Genomic DNA, 23,427 nt, shown 5'->3' on the forward strand with positions numbered 1-23,427 from the left:
GAAAGGATTCAGCTACTTATAGGCCTATAAAATGAATGAGAGGAGCAAACCGCCAATCAAACCACCAACAACTGCTGCTAGAATGTTTCCTTTGGCTTTTCCAATTTTTCCACCTCTTGCAACCGATGCCACAAAGACGCCAACACCAGCTGCAAGTCCCATATCGACCCAAGCATCACCAGATTGGGTCATTAAACCAACTCCATGATTCAAGGTCCAGATAGTACCAACAATCATGGCTGCTGCTACCCAACCACCGATCGGTCCCCAGCTATCCACCATTTTTCCCCACATCATTCGAATGACGAAGGGAAAGATAAATGCACCAACAACTGTTGCAATTGCTTGTTGAATTGTCATCACAGCTCCTCCTTAATCTTTTTCCATATCTTCTTCAACTTTTGCTGCTACCAATCCACCCAAAACTGCTCCGACTAGGACCAAAAGGATGGTTGGTAGTGAATCTACCACACTGCCAAAACCATGCAGAAAGGCATCACGGAAAATTCCGCACAAGGCAATTCCTAATCCCATATCAACAAATGCTGAATCTGGATCATGTTTGATTAAGCCAAGATAATGGTTCATAAACCACATAGGACCTATAATAATAAATGCAGCAAAGTAGCCACCTGCGATACCATAGGCATTTGCAAAAGCACCCCATACACTCATAACAATCATACCGGCAATCATATAGCCGATTGTAGAACGTAAAAATTTCATTCTTCCTCCTCCAACTTCTATTCGTCAGCTAGGCTAACAATTTCTTTGACCTTGATTTCCTAGCGGATTCGAAATCACTTCCTTTTCCAGTATATTATTTTTCTTTTAGATAGGTCAAATCATTCTTATTTAGAGTAGCTATAAGCAAAGCTTCTTGTTGTGCTACTTCTTCTGTCGTCCAACCGTAGTAAGCTGCCATTTCTTTCAAAATGTCTGGTGCTACCGCATCCAGTTGTTCCCGCATAAAGAGCATGTAGTTGGTGCGACGAAGAAGATAGTCAACTGCAGTCAAGGTCATCTCTTCTTTCATGGCATAATGAAGAGAAAGCAAATCACGTTGATTAAGGTCAGACACAGCCTCTACTTTATGGTTCAAGGCAAATACTTTTGGCGCATTTGAACCGTACAAGTTAGCAAGATAGAAGGCATCGTCGTAGTCCAATCCTTTTTTTACCCCTAATTGTGCCAAGTGTTCAATCTCTTCTGCTACGTTTGCAGGGTTCAATTCTCCACCAGAAACAGGATAGGTCTTAGAATTGATGAGTTTGAAACTGCGACCATGTTCTTCTTTAAGAATATCTGCTACTTTTTCCAAGGCACCTTCTGCCATCTTTCGGAAGTCTGTGATTTTACCACCAGCAAGAGTCAGCAAACCATTGTCATCACGGTCAAGGGCAGAACCGCGTGATACAGCAGACGGATCCAAGTGTTTTTCAGAAACACTGCCTTCGAGATGGGTCAAATCATGCTCCACATCGTCCCGTGTCTTTTCATTGTTCAAATAAGCTTTAACTGTTTCAATCAAGCTATTGAAACTAGCATCACTAAGTTTACCATTATTTCCACCATTGTAATCAGAAGCACCATTTCCAGACAAGAGCGGACGAAGTCCTGCCCAACCACTTTCGATATCATCAATGATCAGATTAGCTTCTGGGAAGCGATTGTTGACAATATCAAGAAGATAGTCAACATCTTCTTGGGTTACCATTGGATTCGCCAAATCGCCAGTATAGTCCGTATCTGTCGTACCAAAGTAGGTTTTATTTTCACGTGGAAGGACAAAGACCATGCGACCATCTGCGTGACCTGTATCAAAATAAGTCGGCTGTGGCACAGACAAGCGAGAACTATCGACAACTAGGTGTACACCCTTGGTTGGACGCATTTGAAGGACTCCCGAACCTTCGCCACCCAGATTACGCACTTCATCACTCCATGGTCCTGTTGTATTGATGACCAGTCGCGCACGAATTTCAAAAGTGCTGTCTGTCAGTAAGTCACGCGCGACGATACCGACAACTTTTCCAGCCTCATCTTTGATGAATTTCTCCGCTTTGACACGGCTAGCAATTAAGGCACCATCTTTAGCTGCACGTTTGATATTTTCAATTACTAGGCGAGCATCATTGTTACGGAAGTCAAGGTAAACACCGCCTCCAAGCAAACCCTCTTTTTTCAGGTGAGGTGCCCGCTCTAAGACTTCTTCTCTCGTCAAAACCTTATTGGCAAGGTCTGTATTGTTGACACCAGCCAAGAGGTCATAGAGGTCCATAGCCACTTTCAAGCGAAAGAGACTAAAGGTCGAACCTTCTTCATCATAGACTGGAAGCAACATTGGGTCTGGCTTGGGAATGTGAGGCGCAATATTTTGTACAACCGCACGTTCTGAAACTGTATCGGAAACCACTTCTACATCAAATTGTTTGAGATAGCGGAGTCCACCGTGAACCAATTTGGTTGAACGGCTGGATGTCCCTTCGGCAAAGTCTTGCATTTCAATCAAGGCTGTCTCCATGCCACTAGCAGCAGCTTGGAGGGCTACTCCAGCCCCCGTAATACCGCCACCAATAATCAAGAGATCCAACTGTCTATCTTGCATTTTTTCAATCGCTAAGCGGCGTGTTTCTTTTGAAAATTCCATATTTTCACACTTTCTACTTCTTTACTCTTCATCCAATTGTGCAAATAATTGCGTTGCGGCAACTGCTTTTTTCCATCCTTTATAAAGCTGTTCTTTACGAGCTTCATTCATAGCTGGCTGGAAGGATTGGCCAACTGCATTCAATTCTTTCAATTCATCCAGGTCTTTCCAGAAACCAACCGCTAAACCAGCTAGGAAGGCTGCACCAAGAGCAGTTGTTTCCAAGTTTTTCGCACGGGCAATCTCAATGCCAAGAATATCAGCCTGGAATTGCATGAGAAGACTGTTCATAGCCGCGCCACCATCTACTTTCAAAACAGAGATATCAATACCTGAATCAATCTGCATGGTATCAATAACATCTCGTACCTGGTAGGCAATAGATTGAAGAGTTGCCTTCACAAAATCTTCCTTAGTTGTTCCACGCGTCAATCCAAAAACAGATCCACGCGCATCTGAATTCCAGTAAGGAGCTCCCAAGCCAGTAAAGGCTGGTACAACATAGACTTCATCATTGCTAGTGGACTTACGAGCCAACTCTTCCGATTCAGGTGACTCTTTGACCATCCGCATTCCGTCACGAAGCCATTGCACAGCTGATCCTGCTATAAAGATTGAACCTTCTAGCGCATAATAGACCTTGCCATTGATACCATAACCGATAGTGGTCAAGAGGCTATTATCAGAAAGCTGCATTTCCTCTCCCGTATTCATAACGATAAAAGAACCTGTTCCATAGGTATTTTTCACCATACCTGGTTCAAAGGCCAACTGACCAAATAGGGCTGCTTGTTGGTCACCTGCCATACCAGAGATTGGTACTTCTGCTCCGTAGAAATGGAATGGAGCTGTCGTTCCGTAGATTTCTGAGTTGGAACGAACTTCAGGCAACATAGCTTTTGGAATATTGAGCAATTCAAGGATTTCATCATCCCACTTGAGCTCTTTGATATTGTATAACATGGTACGTGCCGCGTTTGAGTAGTCCGTCACATGGCACTTGCCGTTTGTCAATTTCCATACCAACCACGTATCAATTGTTCCAAAGAGGATTTCACCTTTTTCTGCACGCTCTTGAGCTCCAGGAACTTGATCCAAAATCCAACGAACCTTGGTTGCTGAAAAGTAGGCATCAATAACCAAACCTGTCTTTTTATGGAAGAGATCTGCATGCCCATCTTGTTTTAACTGATCTGCAATGTGAGCTGTTTGGCGAGATTGCCAGACAATGGCATTGTAAATTGGAAGTCCTGTTTCCTTGTCCCAAACAACTGTCGTTTCACGTTGGTTAGTAATCCCAATCCCTTCAATCTGGTCTGGACGAACACCACTTTCAATAAAGGACCCCGCAATGACAGACTGAACGGAATTCCAAATTTCATTGGCGTTGTGTTCTACCCAACCTGGTTTAGGGAAAATTTGCGTAAATTCTTTTTGGTAACTACCCACTTTTTCACCTTTTTTGTTAAAGATGATGGCGCGTGAGCTCGTTGTACCTTGGTCAATGGCCATAATGTATTTTTCTGCAGACATATCCTGTCCTCCCTATTTTTGTTTTCTTGAAAACGCTTCCGTTTTCCTTGTGACTTTATTGTAAACTATTTTGTGAATTTTTCCTTATCATTTTTTTTACATTTTACAAAAAATCTGATAAAACATCCTTCTATCAAGGATTAAACCAACTTATGAATCATACAAAACATGCAAAAACTTCCTAGATTTTTCTAGGAAGCTGATTGATTATCGGCGCTCAATCTTATAATACTCTCCTTCCAACAATCGCTTGGCTTGGTCAAGTTTTTGAAGATGTAGAGAGGAAATAATCTTTTTTAGAGCGAGAATATCATGTTGATGTGGATAGGAAAAAAGCTGATAGGTATGAGAGCTGGTCAGAGGGTAATCCAAGCATATAATCAGGTCATAGTCTTTTCCTTCTTCGAAGAATTCAAACTGTAGTGCACCATTTCCATCTAATTCCTGTTGCAAGTATTGGAACAAGGGAAGATTCCTTACTTTGGAATAACTAGAAGCCAAAGCAAGGCGAACCTTTGTTCTCTCAACTTGTAAGAGATAAACAATGAGTTGAACCATGGCTTGAAACTGCTGGTCAGCAATTGGTTTTGTCACATGCTGAAACCAATTTTCTTGAACTGAAATCAATATTTGCTTGGCTAAATCCTGTAGGGCTGTCGGACAGGAAGGGCATTCTTCAAAGCCTGTTTCAATCCAAGATTGAAAAAAATAGAGCTGACTAAAGACTTGATTGAGTTGATAAAGGCTCTCTTCTTCCATCATCAACTCCATCTGCATTGAAGTTTTTAGTTCCTGAAAACTCCAACTTGTCGCTTCCATGATTGGGCCACCAAAACCTAGTAATTGCTCTAATTGATGGGCAGCCAAGATACCTTGACTAAATAGAAAAGCAAAAATCGTCATGGCATCTCCTTCTTGAAAGGAGCTTGATTTTTGTTGACTCATGGTGAGAAAAAGGCTGCGCAATTGACGGTAAAATTTATGCTGATGATAGGGCTTCATTATTTCATAAGTCGACTGGAAATCCAGATCCTTTAAGCGCATGCGTTTTTGCACCAAGGTCAACCACAGAGCCAATTGGTGGGCTTGACGAGGATTAAAGGATGATTGATACTGTCTTTCAAAAATAGGTAAGTAGGCCAATTGTTCCTGGTAAACCCGATCTTGTTCAAAATCAGAAGCTGGCTGGGTTAGCCACAGCAAATTAAAATAGAAGTAGCGTATCTGTAGTTCACTCCCTTTTAATTTCCCACCCTTGATTCCAATTTGAAATTCCTTTAGCAGTTTATTGAGACTGGCTAATTGACGGCTAATCGTTGCTTCGCTAACCAACAATTCTTGAGCCAATAGTGGAATTGACACATCATTGCGATCGAGTAAACAAAGTAAAAGCTGGTAGCGTAAGCTCGGACGACAGAGATAGCCCAACAATTCCTGACTAGACAAACTTGCAGACCGTTTCAAAGTAAGATTTTCGTCTTCTAAGGAAAATTCCAAGCCTAATTCATCTACGCCCGCATCTTCATTAAAAGTTGTAATATAGCGAAGAAGAGTTGATCGTGACACATCAAGACGTCGGCATGCATCTTTCAAACTAAGAGCATGCCCCATTCTTTGCAAATCTAGGATCAGATGAAGAATGGCATTTTCACGCTTTTCTAATAAGTGAGCAATATGCACTACAAGCCCCCCTCCCTTCTCCGTCTTTCATGGTAATAATGGTTGGCAGCTTCTATTAAAATTGGAACCAGAGCAGTCTGTTGTGGTAGATAAAGCCAAGATTGTTGCAATAAATCCTCAATCCTTAAACCTTGCTGAATAGCAAAAGCTAGCTGATTCATTTGTGCCAGATGATCCGATTTTGAAATCAATTGCCCACCCAAAAGACGTCCATCGGTCTGGCTCAAAACCAGCTTGAAATCCAATTTTTCCTTATCCCACTGACTATAAGGTTGCTGGATACGAACCACGTCTGTGTCCAGCCACAATTGCGCCTCTTTTTCTGTCAAACCAACACTTGTCATATTCACCCCAAAAATCCGACTGGAGACAATACGCACAACGTCTTTTAAGGGGCGCTTCTTCTCTTGTAAATTTGCAACCGCTAGTCGACCTGTTAAAATTGCATGGTTGATCATTGGAAGATAGGCTTGACCAAAAAAAGCAAATGGAAGTCGTATAAGGTCGCCAACCGCAAAAACTCCTGGTCGACTGGTTTCCAGGAAGGCATCAACAACCAAGCAACCATCTGGATCCAGTTCCAATTGCCCTTGCAAGAACTGACTATTGGGTCTAAAATTCGTTGCTAGGAGGCCAAAATCCGCCTGAATGCTCTCTTCATAAGTTTCACAGACAAGACTACCATCCTCAAGTCCTAGCCTATTAACTGTTTGACCGAAATAGGTTTTGATATTTCGTCTGTCTAATTCCTCTAGGATAAACTCAGTCATCTCTTGATCAAAATACTTTGCCAGCGGCCACTCTTGTGACTCAATCAACTGCAATTCAATGGGATACTCCGATAAAGCATCAATGGTTTCCAAGCCAATTTGCCCTGCGCCAATAACTGAAATCTTTTTGGCAGTAGCGACTTTTTCAAATGCTGCTAAAGCCTCTCGTTTCGATTTACAAGACAGCATTCTTTCCCTGCTATCCTGACTTTGGTATTCCCAGACCTGACAGGAGCCCATAGCAAGAATCAAATAATCAAAAGAAAGACTCTTTACTTGACCATTTTGACTGATTTGGATTACATTTTTCTCCTGAGATAAGCTTAAGAATCGCGTTTCCAAGAGTAGCTCAATGTCCGAAGCAACAACTTCCTCATAGAGTTGACAAGTAGCTTCTTCCCAAGTCGAAATACGATTTTTCATTCGCCAATTAAAAGCATTTGGAAAAAAACCAACTTCTTTTTCCTGGTCAATCAGACAAATATTAGCCTGAGGATAGGTTTTTCTTGCCTCTACTGCTGCAGCTAATCCAGCAAAAGAAGCTCCAATAATAATAATTTCCATACAAGATCCTTATTTGTTTTTTGCTATTATAACAAGAATTACCCGAAATTGAAAAGGCTTGCAACTAAAAAACACACCAGAGATCTGATGTGTTTGGATAAACTTAAATAAAACGTCTAAAATGGAAGTTAACACCTTGGTTTGGATCGAGTGAAAATGGTGTCTTATGAATTAAAATAAAGCCTTTTTTTCATAACACTGTCCTTGCTTTCGTATTTTCGGGCTCGGGTTAAAAACGTCCACTGGACTAGCTCGCTTTCATATATTTAGGCTCGCGTTAAAACAGTCACTTCCCTGACTATCCTCGCTTTCGGGTTTTTGAGCTCGGGTTAAAAACGTCCACTGGACTAGCTCGCTTTCATATTTTTGGGCTCGCGTTAAAACAGTCACTTCCCTGACTATCCTCGCTTTCGGGTTTTTGAGCTCGGGTTAAAAACGTCCACTGGACTAGCTCGCTTTCATATTTTTGGGCTCGCGTTAAAACAGTCACTTCCCTGACTATCCTCGCTTTCGGGTTTTTGAGCTCGGGTTAAAAACGTCCACTGGACGTTTTTAATAATCTGGTCGTACGACTCCTGTTACTGTGGCTTTGGTTGCTTCGTAGTCGCCGTCCACTACAACTTTGATAATGCGTTTGGCATCTTCTTCTGGGCATGGTACCAATGGTAAGCGGAGCGGGCCAACTTCAAATCCCATATAATTAAGAACAGCCTTAACCGGTGCAGGACTTGGGTAAGAGAAGAGGGCATTGACTTTTGGAATGAATTTACGTTGAATAGCGGCTGCTGTTCGGATATCTTGTTGCTCAATGGCTGTGAACATCTCATACATCTCATCACCATTTGTATGGGAAGCCACTGAAATTACACCGTCTGCTCCCAAATTCATAGCATGGAAGGCATCTCCATCCTCGCCTGTATAAATCAAGAAATCTTCTGGCTTGTTTTCAATCAAGTAAGCCATATTGGCAAGGCTAGTACACTCTTTGACCCCAATGATATTGGGATGTTCTGCCAAACGCAACATGGTTTCTGGCGTCATTTCAACTACGACGCGACCTGGGATATTATAGATAATGATTGGCAAATCTGAAGCATCTGCAATAGCCTTAAAGTGCTGATACATTCCTTCTTGAGAAGGCTTGTTGTAATAAGGCACGATGGCAAGACCTGCCGCAAAACCTCCGAATGCCGCTACTTCCTTGGCAAACTCAATCGAATCGCGCGTATCGTTGGTACCGATACCTGCAATCAAGGGAACACGACCGTTGACAATTTTTTGCACGGCAGCAAATAATTCTAATTCTTCCGCGTGAGTAAGGGTTGGACTTTCAGCAGTTGTTCCTGCCAACAAAATCCCTTCCGTATGGTGAGCCAATAGATACTCAACCAACTCTGGTAAGACTGCATAATTTATCGAACCATCCTCATTGAATGGTGTAATCATGGCTGTAATAATTTTTACATCTCGTAACTCTTGAATAGACATGGAACCTCCTAGTCAATAATTTCATATCCAGCTTTCTGAAGAACTTCGATAGCCGCTGGGAAATCCTTAGCTTTAGTTAATATGTAGTCAGTATTGAAAGTAGATACTGCAAAAATACTAATTTTTGCTTCTGCTAGTAATTGACTAATTTGTGAAAGGATACCCACTAATGAGAAGTCAAGTACCCCCTCAACACGAAATGCTAGCCATCCTTTATCCTCTTCAATAACATTACTTGGAACTTCTTGGCTCAGACAAACTAGTGAGTTTTCTTCATCTGTCTTACCGATAAATACATAGGAGCTCGCCAAATTAACCTTTGTAAAATCTTCAAGTTTACAAACTGAAAAATCACCTTTAATAATTTTAAGTTTCATATATTTACGTATACTTTCTAATTACTTACTAGAATTTGACTGATTCATATAGAATATTTAATAGTTTAAAAAGAGGTTAAAAATAAACTTATTTCAATTCAAATTTCAATTCTGCAGTTGGACGAACTAGACCACGTTCATGAAGGGTTTCAGCAATTTGCACAGAGTTCCATGCAGCACCCTTGAGCAAGTTATCAGAAACAACCCACATGTGGATACCGTTTTCCTTATCCAAATCTTTACGGATACGACCGACAAAGGTATCACGGCTACCAACAGCGTTAATGGCTTGCGGATATACTTGGTTTGCCACATCATCTTCCAAAACAGCACCTGGGAAGGCTGCAATGGCTGCTTTTACCTCATCAATCGGAGCAATTTCTTTGGTTTCAATGTAAACAGACTCAGAGTGAGCTGACAAGACTGGGATACGGACGCAGGTTGCAGAGACGGCAATACTATCATCTTCCATGATTTTCTTAGTCTCTTTTGTCATCTTCATCTCTTCATAAGTGTAGTCATTGTCTGTGAAGAGATCGATTTGCGGAATCGCATTGAAACCGATTGGGTAGTGCTTCTTATCGCCTCCAGAAGGAAGAATGTTCGCTTCTACCGCTTTTGGTTCCACACCATCATTCAAGACAGAACGAAGCTGAGCTTGCGTTTCCAAGATAGCTCCCATACCTGCACCAGAAACTGCCTGATAAGTAGATACAATGATCCGCTCTAAGCCCCATTTCTGACGAACAGGCTCCAAGGCAACCATCATTTGAATGGTTGAGCAGTTAGGGCAAGCAATGATACCATTGTGGGCATCAAGCGCGTGAGCATTTACCTCAGGAACAACCAAAGGCACATCTGGATTTTGACGGAAATACGAAGTATTGTCTACGACAACCGCTCCTGCTTTTACCGCATATGGAGCATACTTGGCAGATGTAGAGCCACCAGCTGAGAAGAGAGCAATATCTACTCCTTCAAAGGCTGTTTCTGTTGTTTCTTCAATGACAATGTCCTGTCCCTTAAACTGCAAAGTCTTGCCTGCTGAACGAGCAGAAGCCAAGAAACGCACTTTCTCGATTGGAAGTGTTGACTCTTCCAACATTTTAATCATTTGGGCACCGACTGCACCAGTTGCACCAACAACAGCTACTACATAAGCCATAGAAATCTCCTTTAGGTCAATTCTTCAAAATTTTCTAAAAATTTGTTATTTCATAATTATACCACAATTTCAATAAATGGAAAGTCTGAAATACAAAAAAGCCCACCTAGGTGGGCAAGGGCATCGTTTCCGATGAGAATAGAAGGTTCACACAACTATTCAAGGTCCGCTCCTGCGTTTCAATTTAATGAAGACCTCCCTAGCGTCGAATGTGACAAAGTCACTACTCGGCTCATCGCATGAATCTATTCTACCATAATCTCAAGGATTTGCAAGCCTGATTACTCCATTCGTTCTTGAATGGTTACTTGTACTCTATCACCAGCCTGTTTTCCAATAGCCGCTCGAATAGCCTTTTGAACGCCAATAATGTAACAGATATTGCCTGCTTCATCCTTAACTCCCATATTGACAATGGAGCCAGCATAGGGATGACCATCAAATCTGGCATGCACCTTTACCCTCCTCTTGCCAAACTCCTCTCGTATATCATTGGGAAATATGACATAAGCTCCGCCCTTGTCTGGTACTGGATGGATAAGGGCTTCAAATTCATAGACTTTAGACATGGCTCCTCCTAGATGTATTTACTTGCCTCGCGAATGGACAAGCCTGCCATTTGGGAACGGTATTTGTCAAGAAAAGTTCGGACCCAGTCAGGATTGGTCTTAGAATAATCCCGTAAGCTCCAGCCAATTGCCTTGTTGATGAAAAACTCTGTCTGATTGAGATTGTTGACCAGGATCTTCTCCAACAGCTCTGTATCTGTCTTTTCTTTCTGCAAGAGTTGGTGGTCAATGGCAATTCGTCTCAACCAGAAATCATCATCCAAACTCCATTCCAAAATGGTCTGCTTGGCCTCTGGATTATCCAATACAATCTTACCAACCAACTTGTCCAAGCCATCAATACTATCCCACCAAGACTTGGTCTGAGCCAGCTTCTTCAAGCGGGGTAGGTCAGCTAAGACTAGGTCTTTTTTCTTGGAGACCAGATAATCAATGGCAATATACTGAAACTCACGGTAGGGTTTGGCCCAGCAAGCCTCTACAAAATCCCAGTCAATTCCCTGAGCCTTAGATTCTTTGAAAAATTGCCTCGCAACTGTTCGACGGTCAGGTGTCCGAACACCTAGAAAGTCAAAGTGATTCTTCATATAGGCTTTCATGGGTTGAGCTTGACTGGCATCCGCCACAGACAACAAACGTTTTTCTAATTCTTCAATCTTCATTTTGCTTACCTACAAGAGATTTTTGAAGCCAAACAATATCATGCCATGTATCAAATTTATAACCAACTTTTTTGAAATGTGCCACCTGTTCATATCCTCTTTTTTCATGGAGGGTAAGAGAAGCAGGATTTGGCAAAGCAATGCAGGCTAAGAAATTTTTAAAACCACGCACTATCAATTCCTCTTCCAAGGCATCATAGAGCATGGAGCCGATTCCTTTTCCTCGAGCTTCTTGCTGGATATAGACAGATAATTCCACCGTCCAGTCATAGGCTGCCCGGGCATAATAGGTCGAAGCGTAGGCATAGCCAAGAAGTTTCCCTTCTTCTACTGCGACCAGATAGGGAAACTTCTCCAAAGTCTTCTCAATCCTACTTGCAAATTCACTTACAGTCGGTACTTGAGTCTCAAAGGTAATAGCGGTCTTTTCTACATAAGGAGCATAAATTGCCACAAGGTCTGCAGCATCCTCTATCCTAGCAGAACGAATGTCTATCATTTAGTTCTCCAATAATTCTCTATCATAAATGGTATAATCACAACGATAGATGATCAAACGCTTGCCATCAATCAAGAGTTCAGAAGTCTTAGGTGCATCAGATGCATAAAGAGATACACTGTCTCCAACATAGGTCGCAAGAGGTGTGCCATTTTGCGAACGAATCAAGACCACCTTGGCTTTGCCTGTAAAATCATTTTTCAGGCTAGAAACCATCCGATTGACAACTGGAATAGCATGATCATAATTGGACATGTCAACTGTAGTTTGATACTTGGCAAATAAATCCTCCAAGCCCTCTTCTGCCGCGATCAAGGATGAACCGACATGGTCAATTTCATAATTGCCAAGTGTGACTTTCAAAACAGACGAATCCGCATTGGAATAACCCTCGGCATCCACCGAGTCAAATTCCTGATTCCGCGAAATCGATAAGGACTTGCCAGACATTTCATCTATCAATTGAGAATTTTCATCGTATGTCCGTACCGTCATTTCCAAACCAATCCATTCTTCCTTGGTATTTTTCCACCAATTTGAAATTGATTGACAAGCAGACAAGGTGACTAGGCTGGTGGCTAATACAGCACCAAGTGCTAACTTTTTATTCCATTTCATATAAAACCTCCAATAGTTGATACCTTATTGTACCACGGAATTGCCTAAACTAAGAAAAATGTATGCAAGGTATTCAATAAACAAACTGAGATCATCTCTTTTCAATTTGAAAACAAGCCAAACCAATGATTTTGTCGCAAAAACAATTTTTAAATATGCAAATCAAACTGATTTGCTACTTTTAAACATTTATATCATTGTATTTCAATGTGATTTTTAAAAAATAAAATTGTATTATAGGAAAACCTAATGATTTGACAAGTTTTTTAAAAATTTTTTTCAATTTCTTTTTTTTCTGGTGGTTATTTACGAATAAATAGATGACCACAAAAAAGATAGTGAGGAACACAAATGAAAATCCGAATCCCTTTATACACACAACGATTGAATCAAGCAGAATTTACACAACTCATCACTAGTAGTGTAGATACCTTGAAACAGTATCGTTCATCTACCAATGATCCCATGGTAACTGACCTCATCAATCAGTTAGAAGAATCCTTGCCCATGTTGAAAAAAAGTCTCAAACAAAAACGCGGCTCTGACATGACTAGCGACCTAAATAAGGCCGTAAAAAATCGAAAAGCCGACTACTCTGCCTTTGTTAATGGATTAAAACTCTTTAAAAATACGCGAACACCAGAGAAATTTCAAGCCTATCATCGCCTTCAAGAACTCATCAAATTATACAAATATACACGATCTAGCAACATGCAAGAATCGTCTGCTTTGCTGGATTCACTGCTAGCTCGACTGGCAAAGTCGCCCTACTCAGAAGATGTTAGCCTACTGCTGTTGGATGAAGCTGTTGCCAATCTTCGAGAAAGTCATGAAAGTGCTTATCGTATCTATCTAAATAGAAGTCAAGACACCAGCACTCGTGAAAAGATAAACAGCCTTGAAGTCCGCAAAGCAGCTCTCAAACACTACACTCTACTCTATAGCCACTTGGTCAATAAAATAAGCTACGACCCAACAGCCCCTGAAAAAGTTATCTTGCAGGTCCTAAATGATATTCGACAAGATTTTTCAGAACGGACTCGACAAAAAAATCAAACAGTAACAAATACCGCTACCATAAACATTGTAACAACTTTACCGCAAGGAAAAGAGTTGGAGGCGAGATAGAAAACTCCCCCTAGTCGAAATGATTAGGGGGATATTATATTTCAACAAAATCATCCTAAAAAATGATTAAAAATTAAAAACATCATTCAAATTCTCAGCCATAGTCGGATGGGTGAAAATCTGTGTTTTGAAATAGGTATAAGGAATCTTATTGTCAATTGCCATAGCAATCAAGTTAATCAGCTCCTCTGAATTGCGGCCAAAGAGAGTCGCACCTAGAACTAGCTTACTTTCCTTATCCACGATAACCTTGAAAATACCTTTGAGGTCATTATTGACATGAGCACGAGGCATATTGGCAACAGGCAATTCATTTGCAATGTAGTCGTAACCTGCTTCCTTGGCTTCCTTCTCAGTCAAACCGACACGAGAAAGCACAGGCGTGATAAAGACACTGGTTGGAATAGACTTACGTTGGCTCAAGCTATAAGTTCCAGTCCCAGTCAACTTGCCGAAGACGATACGGAAGTCGTCTAAGGATGTGTAAGTGAATTGTGGACCGCCATTGACATCGCCCACTGCATAGACACCTGGAACGGTGGTTTCGCAGTAGTCATCCACCTTGACAGCACCATTTTCCAAAAGCTCAATCGCTGTATTTTCCAAGCCCAAGTCAGCAGTGTTTGGCACACGACCTGTCGCATAGAGGACAGCATCGAAGACTGCCGTTTCGCCATTGACCGTCACAGCTACTTGCTCGCCCGCAGCTGCTACTTGCTCGATTTTAGCACCCAAGACGAAGGTCACGCCAGCTTCTTCCATATACTCCTTGGCTAACTTAGCAACCACGTCCTCTTCTCTTGGTAAAATAGCAGAGCTGGCTTCATATACCGTCACCTGACTACCGAGTTTGCTGTAGAGCCCAGCAAATTCCAGACCGATGTTACCTCCGCCGATAATAGCCAACTTATCAGGACGAGTTTCCAAGTTCTGAATGCCAGTACTGTCATAAACGCGAGCTGTATCCAACAAACCTGGAATTGGAAGCACGCGCGACTTAGCACCTGTATTGATGACAATAGTTTCCGCAGTCAGTTGGATAGATTCCTCACCAGCTGACACTTCCACAACCTTATCCGCCACAAAACGCGCATGTCCTTGATACAAACTAACTCCGCTACCTTTCAAGACTGCTTCATTTTTGTTCCGCAAGCGAGTGGTGACTGTTTCCTTTTGCTCCATGACCTGCTCAAAAGACCAGTTTTTATCTGCTGCTACCAAGAGAGTCTTGGTTGGAATACAGCCGATATTGATACAAGTCCCTCCAAACATAGCAGGATTTTCCTCCACCAAGGCAACCTTTTTCCCAGCTGCTGACAGCTTACCTGCCAAGGTCTTACCAGCCTTTCCAAAACCAATGACTACTAAATCATATTGTTCCATAAGATACTCCTTCATTATTTTTCACCATTAGTCTATCAAAAAAGAAAATTTTTGGCACAATTCTGCTACGGCAGTGAAATTTTGCGGCTTTTTGGCAAAAAACAGATAAAAATTAGACAAAATGACACAATTTTTGCTACAATGTATCCATACACTAATTGATTAATACAAAGGAGTTTTCAATGCGAAACATATTACACTATTGTAAAACCTATTTCCCGATTCTTTTAGCCAGCTTTGGCTTTGTAAAAGGCTGTCAAATTATCTTTGAAGAATTGGCCAAACCAAATGGCATGGAAGCCAAGTATCCCTTATTTTTACTGACTATTTCTGTTGCTGCTCTTTATATCATTCCTCTGGTCTATTTTATCCGCCACTTGGAAAAACGCTATGCAATTTCTAAAAAAGTAAGTCATTTAAGTTGGATTTTGGGACTAACTGCCGGAGTGGCTTTTTCAGACTATGGACACACTGCTATCGGCTACTTTTTGCTAGAGATTGTTAAGGTCAGTGATGATTTTCGTTATGACTGGGGGGCTGCTGTTTCTGCCCCGTTTGCAGAAGAGTTTGGCAAAGCTCTAGTAGTTGTCTTAGTTTTACTAATTGCAAAAAAAATGACTCTAAAACATGCCTTGGTCAGTGGTATCATCGCTGGTCTTAGTTTCCAAATCGTTGAAGATATCATGTTCACTTTTCGTGATATGTTTATTGGTAAACTAGATGGATTTGAGACTATTATCGGTCGTGTGGGACAGGCTGGTTGGACTCACTGGGTATTTACCATGCTCTTTGCTATTGGTATGGTGGCACTTTTTACCAAACAAAAATCCATGTCAACAGTTCAAGGTCTATTTTGGATTGCGGCAAGTATCGGTCTACATTTCTTCTTCAACTCCCCATTGCATACAGGTATTTTGACAACCCTGCTTCCGATGGCTAGTGTCTTGCTGGGACTTCTTGCCTATCGAACAGTTGATCAGTTAACAGAGTAACAGAAAAAATCCGCTCTTTGGCGGATTTTTTCTGTTCAATCTGATTAGAACAAACCAATTGCTGTCCCATCTTCTGCCACGTCCATATTGAGGGCAGCAGGGGCTTTTGGAAGTCCTGGCATAGTCATGACATCACCTGTCAGAACGACAATGAAGCCTGCTCCCAATTTTGGCACAAATTCACGGACTGTAATGTCAAATCCTGTTGGTGCACCAAGGGCAAACTGATCATCTGAGAAGCTATACTGGGTCTTGGCCATGCAGACTGGCAACTTATCCCAGCCATTCTTAGCAAATTCAGCCAGCTGGTTACGAGCCTTCTTCTCAAAGACGACTCCTCTACCACCGTAGATTTGCGTAACAATCTTGGTCACTTTCTCTTCCAAGCTATCCTCAGCCTTGTAGAGACGTTGGTAGTTGGATACATTATTTTCAATAGTAGCAACAACTGTCTCAGCCAATTCAACACCACCATCAGCGCCATTTGCCCAAACACTTGCCAACTCGACAGGTACGCTAATTTCAGCGCAAAGCTCTTTCAAAGTAGCAATTTCATCAGCTGTATCTGAGACGAATTCGTTGATAGCAACGACTGCTGGAATACCATACTTCTGGATATTTTCCACATGACGTTTGAGGTTGGCAAAACCAGCTTTTACTGCCTCAACATTTTCAGCAGAAAGTTCTGTCTTAGCTACACCACCGTGCATTTTTAGCGCACGCAGGGTTGCTACAATCACCACAGCATCAGGAGCCTTAGGCAAGTTTGGCACCTTAATGTCGAGGAACTTCTCTGCTCCAAGGTCAGCCCCGAAGCCTGCTTCTGTTACGGTATAGTCGGTCAATCGCAGAGCGGTTGTAGTAGCGAGGACTGAGTTACAGCCATGAGCAATGTTAGCAAATGGACCGCCATGGACAAAGGCTGGCGTGCCATAGATGGTTTGGACAAGGTTTGGTTTGATAGCGTCCTTCAAAATGAGGGTCAAAGCACCTTCCACCGCCAAATCTCGTACATAAACAGGACTGCGATCGAAACGATAACCGATAACAATATTTGCCAACCGTTCTTTCAAGTCATTGATGTCTGTCGCCAAACACAAAATCGCCATTATTTCAGAAGCAACGGTAATATCGAATCCATCCTCTCGTGGAATACCATTGAGCGGACCTCCCAAGCCAACAGTTACTTTACGCAAAGCACGGTCGTTAAGATCCACAACACGTTTCCAGATGATACGGCGTTGGTCAATGCCGATTGTATTCCCTTGGTGGATATGGTTGTCAATCAAGGCAGACAGGGCATTATTAGCCGTAGTAATGGCGTGCATATCCCCTGTAAAATGCAGGTTGATGTCTTCCATTGGTAAGACCTGAGCAAAACCACCACCAGCAGCTCCACCTTTAATCCCCATGACAGGTCCCAAGGATGGTTCACGGAGGGCAATCATGGTTTTCTTGCCGATTTTTGAGAGTGCATCTGCCAAACCGATGGTAATGGTTGATTTACCTTCACCAGCAGGTGTTGGGTTGATAGCCGTCACCAAAATTAACTTGCCTGGTTCATTGTCCTTAACAGCATTGATCTTATCAAAAGATAATTTAGCCTTGTATTTTCCATAGAGTTCAATATCATCAAAGCTGATGCCAACTTTTTCTACGATTTCTGTGATGGGCTTTAATTCTACACTTTGAGCGATTTCAATATCGTTTTTCATTACTAACTCCATTCTTTTTGTTAGTTGTAGTATATCAAAAATTTTGATTTTTGCTTAATTTTGATGCATTTTTCTAAAGATCGTACGGATTTTTGAGGACTTTTCTCTGTATCACCTTGATTAATAACTTGTTTTAGTAATTCTAAACAGAACTTGGTCTTGAAAACTTTACGAAAAAAGTAATTTCTAGTACAATAGGACCATGAAAATCTTGATTACATCTGGCGGAACGAGCGAAGCCATCGACAGCGTTCGCTCCATCACCAACCATGCAACAGGTCACTTGGGAAAAGTAGTGGCCGAGACCTTTTTAAAAGCTGGGCATCAAGTCACATTGGTCACAACCAAAACTGCGGTAAAACCCTCGCCGACCTCTGGTTTAGTCATCCACGAAATTACCAATGTAGATAGCCTCAAAGCTTGTTTAGAAAAACTTGTTCCTCAGCACCAAGTCCTCATCCATAGTATGGCGGTTTCTGACTATACCCCTGTTTATATGACGGGCTTAGAAGAGGCTGAGCAAGCCGAGCATCTCTCAGACTTATTGACCAGAAGCAATACTGAAACAAAAATTTCTTCCAAGGATGACTATCAAGTTCTTTTTCTCAAGAAAACCCCAAAGGTTATTTCACTTGTAAAAGACTGGAATCCTGCTATCCAATTAATTGGCTTTAAACTCTTGGTCGATGTGTCAAAAGATCAGCTCTTTGCGGTTGCAAGACAAAGTCTTGATAAGAACAAAGCAGACTATATCGTGGCAAATGATTTGTTAGAAATTGGTCCCAATTATCACCATGCCTATCTGGTATCAAAAGACGATGCTGTTTTGGCAAAGACTAAAGAAGAAATTGCAGAATTGATTTTGACAAGTGTTCAGAAAGGAGAATAAAGTAATGGCGAACATCACTCTAGCTGTTTCTGGTTCCATATCTGCTTATAAGGCGGCAGATTTGACCAGCCAACTGACCAAACAAGGTCATAAAGTGACGGTTTTGATGACGGAATCAGCTACACAGTTTATTACTCCCTTAACCTTGCAAGCTTTGTCGAAAAATATAGTTCACACTAATGTTATGCAAGAAGAGGAGCCCCGTTCCATCAAGCACATCGATATCGCAAAGGGAACGGATTTGTTTTTGCTAGCTCCAGCTTCTGCTAATAGTATTGCTAAACTAGCCCATGGCTTAGCTGACGATCCTGTCTCAGCTGTTGCCTTGGCTCTACCTATTGGAGTACCTAAACTTCTTGCTCCTGCAATGAATACCAACATGTATCTGAATCCAGCTACCCAACGCAATCTCCATTTACTTGAGGAATTTGGTTTTCAAGAAATCAAACCTCGAGAAGCCTTGCTGGCTTGTGGTGATTTTGGGACTGGCGCCCTCGCCGAAATTGATATTATTTTAGAGAAAGTGAGTCAAACGCTTCGTGAAAAATAAAAAATCCAATCAAGTTGCAACCCTAGCTATTTTTATTGCCATTATGATTGTTCTTGAATCCATCAGTCAAGCTATCTTTTCAGCTTTCGTTCTCCCTATTAAACCAACCATTACCCATATTCCAGTCATCGTTGCCAGTATCATCTATGGTCCAAAGATTGGAGCACAGTTGGGAGGCTTCATGGGGGTTATGAGTATGATTCGCAACACTATCTTGCTGGGTCCCATGAGTTATATTTTCTCTCCATTTGTAGAAAATGGTAATTTCTATTCCATTCTCATCGCAGTTCTTCCTCGTATCCTCATCGGGATTACCCCATTCTATGTCTATAAAGCCATGTCAAACCGCACGGGATTGGCTTTGGCTGCTGCAACTGGAACTTTGACAAATACCTTGTTTGTTCTTTCAGGTATCTTCTTCCTGTTCGGATCCGTCTATGCTGGCAATATTCAAGCTCTCCTAGCTTCAATTGTTTCCTTCAATACCTTGGCAGAGTTGATTATTTCTATCAGTCTTGTTTTGGCCATTGTTCCGGTTTTACAGAAAGTTAAAAAATAAATATCAGAAAATCACGTGAAAGCGTGATTTTTCTTTTCAAACATGGTATAATGAAAGCGTTTAATAGAAAAATTTTTAAGGAGATATGCGATGACTTATCAAGAAACCTATCAAACATGGCTCGACTTTGCGGACCTTCCAGATTACTTGCGTAAAGAATTAGTCGCAATGGATGAAAAAACAAAAGAAGACGCCTTCTATACAAATCTTGAATTTGGTACAGCTGGTATGCGTGGCTATATTGGCGCTGGTACCAACCGTATCAACGTATTCGTAGTCCGTCAAGCTACTGAAGGTTTGGCAAAGTTGGTAGAATCAAAAGGTGAAGAAGCTAAAAAACGTGGTGTTGCCATCGCTTACGACTCACGTCACTTCTCTCCAGAATTTGCCTTTGAATCAGCTCAAGTTTTGGCAGCACATGGTATCAAATCCTATGTATTTGAAAGCCTACGTCCAACTCCTGAGTTGTCATTCGCTGTACGACATTACAATGCCATCGCAGGTATCATGGTAACTGCCAGCCACAACCCGAAAGAATTCAACGGCTACAAGGTTTATGGTGAAGACGGCGGACAAATGCCACCAGCTGATGCAGATGCTCTTACTAACTTCATCCGTGCCATCGACAATCCATTTGCAGTTGAATTGGCTGACCTTGAAGCAAGTAAGGAAAACGGCTTGATTACAGTTCTTGGCGAAGAAACTGACGTTAAATATCTTGAAGAACTCAAAGACCTCAACATCAACCCTGAATTGATTGCTGAATACGGTAAAGACATGAAGATTGTCTACACACCGCTTCATGGTACTGGTGAAATGTTGGCTCGTCGTGCACTTGCACAAGCTGGTTTTGAGTCTGTTCAAGTTGTTGAAGCGCAGGCAACTGCTGACCCTGACTTCTCTACTGTCGCTTCACCAAACCCAGAAAGCCAAGCTGCATTTGCCCTTGCAGAAGAACTCGGCCGTGAAGTCGGTGCAGATGTCCTTCTTGCAACTGACCCAGATGCTGACCGTGTTGGTGTTGAAGTTCGTCAAGCTGACGGTTCATACTGGAACCTCTCTGGTAACCAAATCGGCGCTATCATTGCTAAGTACATCCTTGAAGCCCACAAGCAAGCAGGCACACTTCCTGCAAACGCTGCCCTTGCTAAGTCAATCGTATCCACTGAGTTGGTAACTAAGATTGCTGAAAGCTACGGCGCTACCATGTTCAACGTCTTGACTGGTTTCAAATTCATCGCTGAGAAAATCCAAGAGTTCGAAGAAAAACACAACCATACTTACATGTTTGGTTTTGAAGAAAGCTTTGGTTATCTCATCAAACCATTCGTGCGTGACAAGGATGCTATCCAGGCTGTGCTTATGGTTGCTGAAATTGCTGCCTACTACCGTTCACGTGGTATGACCTTGGCCGACGGTATCGATGAAATCTTCAAAGAATATGGCTACTTTGCTGAGAAAACAATCTCTGTTACTCTTTCTGGTAAAGACGGTGCAGAACAAATCAAGGCAATAATGGCTAAATTCCGCGATAACTCACCTGCACAATTCAACGCAACGGACATCGCAGTCTTTGAAGACTTTGCCCTTCAAACTAAAACAGATAAAGATGGAAACGTTGAAAAACTCACTACTCCTCCATCAGATGTCTTGAAATACACCTTGGTAGATGATTCTTGGTTCGCAGTTCGTCCTTCAGGAACAGAACCAAAAATCAAATTCTACATCGCAACCGTTGGCGAAACCCTAGCTGAAGCAGAAGAAAAAATCGCTAATATCGAAAAAGAAATCAACGAATTCGTTGGCTAAACCTTTAGGTTCAACAAAAGACAAACAATTCATTGTTTGTCTTTTTTGTTATTTAAACATAGCCGATCATCAAGCGTGGCGTTTATTTATCAGGCACCTTTCGGAACCTTCTGGGCAGAAATTCAATAAAAAATGGAGGCGAAAGCCTCCACTTTATTTCATAAATCGGAAAAGTCCATTGCTGCTAATTACTTTTTTATTTAGTCGTTTCCTACCATTTACAAAGAGGTATCATACTACTTGTCATAAAGTGTGGAGTTTGCATGTTAAAGTTTTATAATGATTCTATCCTTATCTCGGACAGTCCAACCCCTCTTGAACTCAATATTTTCTGAATCCAAGATAAGAATGGTGGCAAATTTTTTCAGACAGCTAGCTCAGGAGCGTGAGTTATATATGTGAAATGTATGTGAGAATGGAACAACAGACTTTTCCTCTATTGATTTCCCTTCTGGAAATCAGTAGTCATATTTTATCGGATTGCTAAACCCTTCCCTCCTTCTTATCATTTAGCAACCGCTTTCCTTATCTAAGTCTATCTTACCACCTTTAAAAAAATAAATCAAAAAATTATATGCTCTAAACAAAGAAATTTTTTATTTCTTATTTTTAGTTGCCAAATAGGATTCCCACATCTTTTGTTGGGGCTTCGCGAATGGGTAGGAATGAAAATCAACTACTGCTACCCATTTGAGTTCGCGGTCGGCGGGGAGACTGCCTGTGCTGGCGATCCCTTCTGTCAAGTCAATCAGCCATTTGCGGTGGCTGAATATGTGTTGAACGGGGGAAAATTCTTCATCCTGCCAGTCGACTATCAGTCCATACTGGTCTGTAAAGCTCTGCCTTGTATCTGGCTGAACAGGCTCTTCTGCAACTTCAAAGAGGGAGACTTGTTTGTCTAGGACCGCCCCTTTTTCCAAAAGTGGAAAGGACCAGAAACCTGCAAGCAGTTGGCTGCTTTGATTTTTTTCTAGGAGAAATTCATTGTGCTGGTTGCGGATAATCATGCCTTGATAGGCAACGGGGACTGGCTTTTTCTTGGGTGCCTTAATCGGATACTTGCCCATGGTGCCGTTGAGGTAGGCGGCGCTAAAGGCTTTGACGGGACTATCTTCTGGTCGTGGATTGACAGGTGCCTCAATGTCTGATCCCAGATCCATGAGGGCTTGGTTAAAGTCGCCTGGTCTGTCTGGGTCAATCAGGATGTCCATCATGCCTTGGAAAATCTTGCGATTGGCAGGCACTCCGATATCGTGATTGACTTCAAAAAGTCGGCTCAAGACTCGCATGACATTGCCGTCAACAGCTGGCTCAGGCAGGTCAAAGGCAATACTGGCAATGGCTCCCGCGGTGTAGGGTCCAATTCCCTTGAGGCTTGCAATCTCATCGTAGGTATGTGGAAACTGACCATCGAACTGCTCCACCATTTGCTGAGCTGCCTTTTGCATATTGCGGACGCGAGAATAATAGCCCAGACCTTCCCAGAGTTTGAGAATGACCTCCTCTTCTGCCACCGCCAAATCTCGAATGGTTGGTAAATGGTGCAAAAAGCGTTCGTAGTAAGGAATGACGGTATCAACCCGTGTCTGTTGCAACATGATTTCCGACACCCAGATTGCATAGGGATCTCGTGTGCGACGCCAAGGCAAATCACGCTTGTTGGCATCATACCAATCTAAAAGCGCCTTGCGGAAGTATTTGATTTTCTCCTCCTCCCACATGGTCACTCCGTATTTTTTCAAATCTAACATAGGTCTAGTATAACAAAAAATGAGAGGCTGGGCAAAAAGCCCAACCTCTATTCTAAAACAAGGAAACTGAGTCTTA

General features: G+C 42.0%; 22 protein-coding genes. 6 read left to right on the plus strand and 16 right to left on the minus strand.

All coding sequences use genetic code 11. The features are described 5' to 3' along the window. Nucleotides 1-24 precede the first annotated feature (24 nt). From JNG37_RS05315 to JNG37_RS05375, 13 genes are all read right to left on the minus strand, one after another. Nucleotides 25-360: a Lin0368 family putative glycerol transporter subunit gene (locus tag JNG37_RS05315; RefSeq protein WP_158454961.1), complete on the minus strand. Its 336-nt coding sequence runs from the start codon at nucleotides 358-360 to the stop codon at nucleotides 25-27. A 12-nt stretch (nucleotides 361-372) separates the two neighbouring features. Next, the gene (locus JNG37_RS05320) at nucleotides 373-726 is read right to left on the minus strand and encodes a Lin0368 family putative glycerol transporter subunit (RefSeq protein WP_158454963.1); all 354 of its coding nucleotides are present in this window, start codon (nucleotides 724-726) and stop codon (nucleotides 373-375) included. 94 nt (nucleotides 727-820) lie between these two features. Next, nucleotides 821-2,650, minus strand: a complete 1,830-nt coding sequence (gene glpO / locus JNG37_RS05325) for a type 1 glycerol-3-phosphate oxidase (RefSeq protein WP_158454965.1) — start codon at nucleotides 2,648-2,650, stop codon at nucleotides 821-823. 21 nt (nucleotides 2,651-2,671) lie between these two features. Beyond that, entirely contained in the window at nucleotides 2,672-4,183 is a 1,512-nt protein-coding gene (gene glpK, locus JNG37_RS05330; RefSeq protein WP_158454967.1) for a glycerol kinase GlpK, read from the minus strand. Between the two features lie 207 nt (nucleotides 4,184-4,390). Further along, complete coding sequence (locus JNG37_RS05335; protein WP_158454969.1) at nucleotides 4,391-5,863, minus strand: helix-turn-helix domain-containing protein; 1,473 nt, start codon at nucleotides 5,861-5,863, stop codon at nucleotides 4,391-4,393. Then, nucleotides 5,863-7,197 (minus strand): FAD-dependent oxidoreductase, encoded by a 1,335-nt coding sequence (locus JNG37_RS05340; RefSeq protein ID WP_158454971.1) that lies wholly within the window; start codon nucleotides 7,195-7,197, stop codon nucleotides 5,863-5,865. Before JNG37_RS05340 ends, JNG37_RS05335 begins: the two co-directional genes overlap by 1 nt. Before the next feature lie 552 nt (nucleotides 7,198-7,749). Next, complete coding sequence (dapA, locus tag JNG37_RS05345) at nucleotides 7,750-8,685, minus strand: 4-hydroxy-tetrahydrodipicolinate synthase (protein ID WP_158454973.1); 936 nt, start codon at nucleotides 8,683-8,685, stop codon at nucleotides 7,750-7,752. Between the two features lie 8 nt (nucleotides 8,686-8,693). Beyond that, nucleotides 8,694-9,062, minus strand: a complete 369-nt coding sequence (locus JNG37_RS05350; protein ID WP_158454975.1) for an ACT domain-containing protein — start codon at nucleotides 9,060-9,062, stop codon at nucleotides 8,694-8,696. Between the two features lie 88 nt (nucleotides 9,063-9,150). Beyond that, entirely contained in the window at nucleotides 9,151-10,227 is a 1,077-nt protein-coding gene (locus JNG37_RS05355; protein ID WP_105209030.1) for an aspartate-semialdehyde dehydrogenase, read from the minus strand. Nucleotides 10,228-10,508: 281 nt separating this feature from the next. Continuing rightward, the gene (locus JNG37_RS05360) at nucleotides 10,509-10,796 is read right to left on the minus strand and encodes a DUF1905 domain-containing protein (RefSeq protein WP_158454977.1); all 288 of its coding nucleotides are present in this window, start codon (nucleotides 10,794-10,796) and stop codon (nucleotides 10,509-10,511) included. 8 nt (nucleotides 10,797-10,804) lie between these two features. Beyond that, the gene (locus JNG37_RS05365) at nucleotides 10,805-11,458 is read right to left on the minus strand and encodes a DNA alkylation repair protein (protein WP_158454979.1); all 654 of its coding nucleotides are present in this window, start codon (nucleotides 11,456-11,458) and stop codon (nucleotides 10,805-10,807) included. Then, entirely contained in the window at nucleotides 11,448-11,957 is a 510-nt protein-coding gene (locus tag JNG37_RS05370; RefSeq protein WP_158454981.1) for a GNAT family N-acetyltransferase, read from the minus strand. Before JNG37_RS05370 ends, JNG37_RS05365 begins: the two co-directional genes overlap by 11 nt. Further along, on the minus strand, nucleotides 11,958-12,575 hold the full coding sequence (locus JNG37_RS05375; protein WP_158454983.1) for a DUF5052 family protein: 618 nt from the start codon (nucleotides 12,573-12,575) through the stop codon (nucleotides 11,958-11,960). 351 nt (nucleotides 12,576-12,926) lie between these two features. Between JNG37_RS05375 and JNG37_RS05380 the strand changes: the two genes are divergently transcribed. Further along, nucleotides 12,927-13,703: a DUF6261 family protein gene (locus JNG37_RS05380; RefSeq protein ID WP_158454985.1), complete on the plus strand. Its 777-nt coding sequence runs from the start codon at nucleotides 12,927-12,929 to the stop codon at nucleotides 13,701-13,703. Between the two features lie 66 nt (nucleotides 13,704-13,769). Here JNG37_RS05380 and JNG37_RS05385 read toward each other — a convergent pair whose 3' ends face one another. After that, on the minus strand, nucleotides 13,770-15,086 hold the full coding sequence (locus JNG37_RS05385; protein ID WP_158454987.1) for an FAD-containing oxidoreductase: 1,317 nt from the start codon (nucleotides 15,084-15,086) through the stop codon (nucleotides 13,770-13,772). Between the two features lie 182 nt (nucleotides 15,087-15,268). Here JNG37_RS05385 and JNG37_RS05390 point away from each other — a divergent pair, with 182 nt between their 5' ends. Then, nucleotides 15,269-16,078 carry a PrsW family glutamic-type intramembrane protease gene (locus JNG37_RS05390; protein WP_158454989.1) on the plus strand — a complete coding sequence of 270 codons (810 nt, stop codon included), beginning with the start codon at nucleotides 15,269-15,271 and terminating at the stop codon, nucleotides 16,076-16,078. 44 nt (nucleotides 16,079-16,122) lie between these two features. Here the strand turns inward: JNG37_RS05390 and JNG37_RS05395 are convergent, their stop codons facing one another. Further along, nucleotides 16,123-17,793, minus strand: a complete 1,671-nt coding sequence (locus JNG37_RS05395) for a formate--tetrahydrofolate ligase (RefSeq protein WP_158454991.1) — start codon at nucleotides 17,791-17,793, stop codon at nucleotides 16,123-16,125. Nucleotides 17,794-17,995: 202 nt separating this feature from the next. Here JNG37_RS05395 and JNG37_RS05400 point away from each other — a divergent pair, with 202 nt between their 5' ends. The 4 genes from JNG37_RS05400 to JNG37_RS05415 all read left to right on the plus strand — a co-directional run bounded on the left by JNG37_RS05400 (nucleotide 17,996) and on the right by JNG37_RS05415 (nucleotide 21,600). After that, nucleotides 17,996-18,682, plus strand: coding sequence for a phosphopantothenate--cysteine ligase (locus tag JNG37_RS05400; RefSeq protein ID WP_158454993.1), 687 nt, complete (start codon nucleotides 17,996-17,998; stop codon nucleotides 18,680-18,682). A 4-nt stretch (nucleotides 18,683-18,686) separates the two neighbouring features. Then, nucleotides 18,687-19,232, plus strand: coding sequence for a phosphopantothenoylcysteine decarboxylase (gene coaC, locus JNG37_RS05405; RefSeq protein ID WP_158454995.1), 546 nt, complete (start codon nucleotides 18,687-18,689; stop codon nucleotides 19,230-19,232). Continuing rightward, nucleotides 19,222-19,791 carry an ECF transporter S component gene (locus JNG37_RS05410; protein WP_158454997.1) on the plus strand — a complete coding sequence of 190 codons (570 nt, stop codon included), beginning with the start codon at nucleotides 19,222-19,224 and terminating at the stop codon, nucleotides 19,789-19,791. The genes coaC and JNG37_RS05410 overlap by 11 nt, the downstream gene beginning before the upstream one ends. 90 nt (nucleotides 19,792-19,881) lie before the next feature. After that, nucleotides 19,882-21,600: a phospho-sugar mutase gene (locus JNG37_RS05415; RefSeq protein ID WP_158454999.1), complete on the plus strand. Its 1,719-nt coding sequence runs from the start codon at nucleotides 19,882-19,884 to the stop codon at nucleotides 21,598-21,600. Nucleotides 21,601-22,196: 596 nt separating this feature from the next. Here JNG37_RS05415 and mutY read toward each other — a convergent pair. Beyond that, entirely contained in the window at nucleotides 22,197-23,351 is a 1,155-nt protein-coding gene (gene mutY, locus JNG37_RS05420) for an A/G-specific adenine glycosylase (protein WP_187321596.1), read from the minus strand. Between the last annotated feature and the right edge of the window lie 76 nt (nucleotides 23,352-23,427).

Origin of the sequence: Streptococcus suis (genome assembly GCF_016775005.1) — a bacterium.
GTDB classification, from domain to species: Bacteria; Bacillota; Bacilli; order Lactobacillales; family Streptococcaceae; genus Streptococcus; species Streptococcus suivaginalis.

What these genes read in the sequence shown, in the direction of transcription:
- JNG37_RS05315 (WP_158454961.1), bottom strand. Translation starts at nt 360, where the DNA reads ATGACAATTCAACAAGCAATTGCAACAGTTGTTGGTGCATTTATCTTT.
- JNG37_RS05320 (WP_158454963.1), bottom strand. Translation starts at nt 726, where the DNA reads ATGAAATTTTTACGTTCTACAATCGGCTATATGATTGCCGGTATGATT.
- glpO (WP_158454965.1), bottom strand. Translation starts at nt 2,650, where the DNA reads ATGGAATTTTCAAAAGAAACACGCCGCTTAGCGATTGAAAAAATGCAA.
- glpK (WP_158454967.1), bottom strand. Translation starts at nt 4,183, where the DNA reads ATGTCTGCAGAAAAATACATTATGGCCATTGACCAAGGTACAACGAGC.
- JNG37_RS05340 (WP_158454971.1), bottom strand. Translation starts at nt 7,197, where the DNA reads ATGGAAATTATTATTATTGGAGCTTCTTTTGCTGGATTAGCTGCAGCA.
- dapA (WP_158454973.1), bottom strand. Translation starts at nt 8,685, where the DNA reads ATGTCTATTCAAGAGTTACGAGATGTAAAAATTATTACAGCCATGATT.
- JNG37_RS05350 (WP_158454975.1), bottom strand. Translation starts at nt 9,062, where the DNA reads ATGAAACTTAAAATTATTAAAGGTGATTTTTCAGTTTGTAAACTTGAA.
- JNG37_RS05355 (WP_105209030.1), bottom strand. Translation starts at nt 10,227, where the DNA reads ATGGCTTATGTAGTAGCTGTTGTTGGTGCAACTGGTGCAGTCGGTGCC.
- JNG37_RS05360 (WP_158454977.1), bottom strand. Translation starts at nt 10,796, where the DNA reads ATGTCTAAAGTCTATGAATTTGAAGCCCTTATCCATCCAGTACCAGAC.
- JNG37_RS05365 (WP_158454979.1), bottom strand. Translation starts at nt 11,458, where the DNA reads ATGAAGATTGAAGAATTAGAAAAACGTTTGTTGTCTGTGGCGGATGCC.
- JNG37_RS05370 (WP_158454981.1), bottom strand. Translation starts at nt 11,957, where the DNA reads ATGATAGACATTCGTTCTGCTAGGATAGAGGATGCTGCAGACCTTGTG.
- JNG37_RS05375 (WP_158454983.1), bottom strand. Translation starts at nt 12,575, where the DNA reads ATGAAATGGAATAAAAAGTTAGCACTTGGTGCTGTATTAGCCACCAGC.
- JNG37_RS05380 (WP_158454985.1), top strand. Translation starts at nt 12,927, where the DNA reads ATGAAAATCCGAATCCCTTTATACACACAACGATTGAATCAAGCAGAA.
- JNG37_RS05385 (WP_158454987.1), bottom strand. Translation starts at nt 15,086, where the DNA reads ATGGAACAATATGATTTAGTAGTCATTGGTTTTGGAAAGGCTGGTAAG.
- JNG37_RS05390 (WP_158454989.1), top strand. Translation starts at nt 15,269, where the DNA reads ATGCGAAACATATTACACTATTGTAAAACCTATTTCCCGATTCTTTTA.
- JNG37_RS05395 (WP_158454991.1), bottom strand. Translation starts at nt 17,793, where the DNA reads ATGAAAAACGATATTGAAATCGCTCAAAGTGTAGAATTAAAGCCCATC.
- JNG37_RS05400 (WP_158454993.1), top strand. Translation starts at nt 17,996, where the DNA reads ATGAAAATCTTGATTACATCTGGCGGAACGAGCGAAGCCATCGACAGC.
- coaC (WP_158454995.1), top strand. Translation starts at nt 18,687, where the DNA reads ATGGCGAACATCACTCTAGCTGTTTCTGGTTCCATATCTGCTTATAAG.
- JNG37_RS05415 (WP_158454999.1), top strand. Translation starts at nt 19,882, where the DNA reads ATGACTTATCAAGAAACCTATCAAACATGGCTCGACTTTGCGGACCTT.
- mutY (WP_187321596.1), bottom strand. Translation starts at nt 23,351, where the DNA reads ATGTTAGATTTGAAAAAATACGGAGTGACCATGTGGGAGGAGGAGAAA.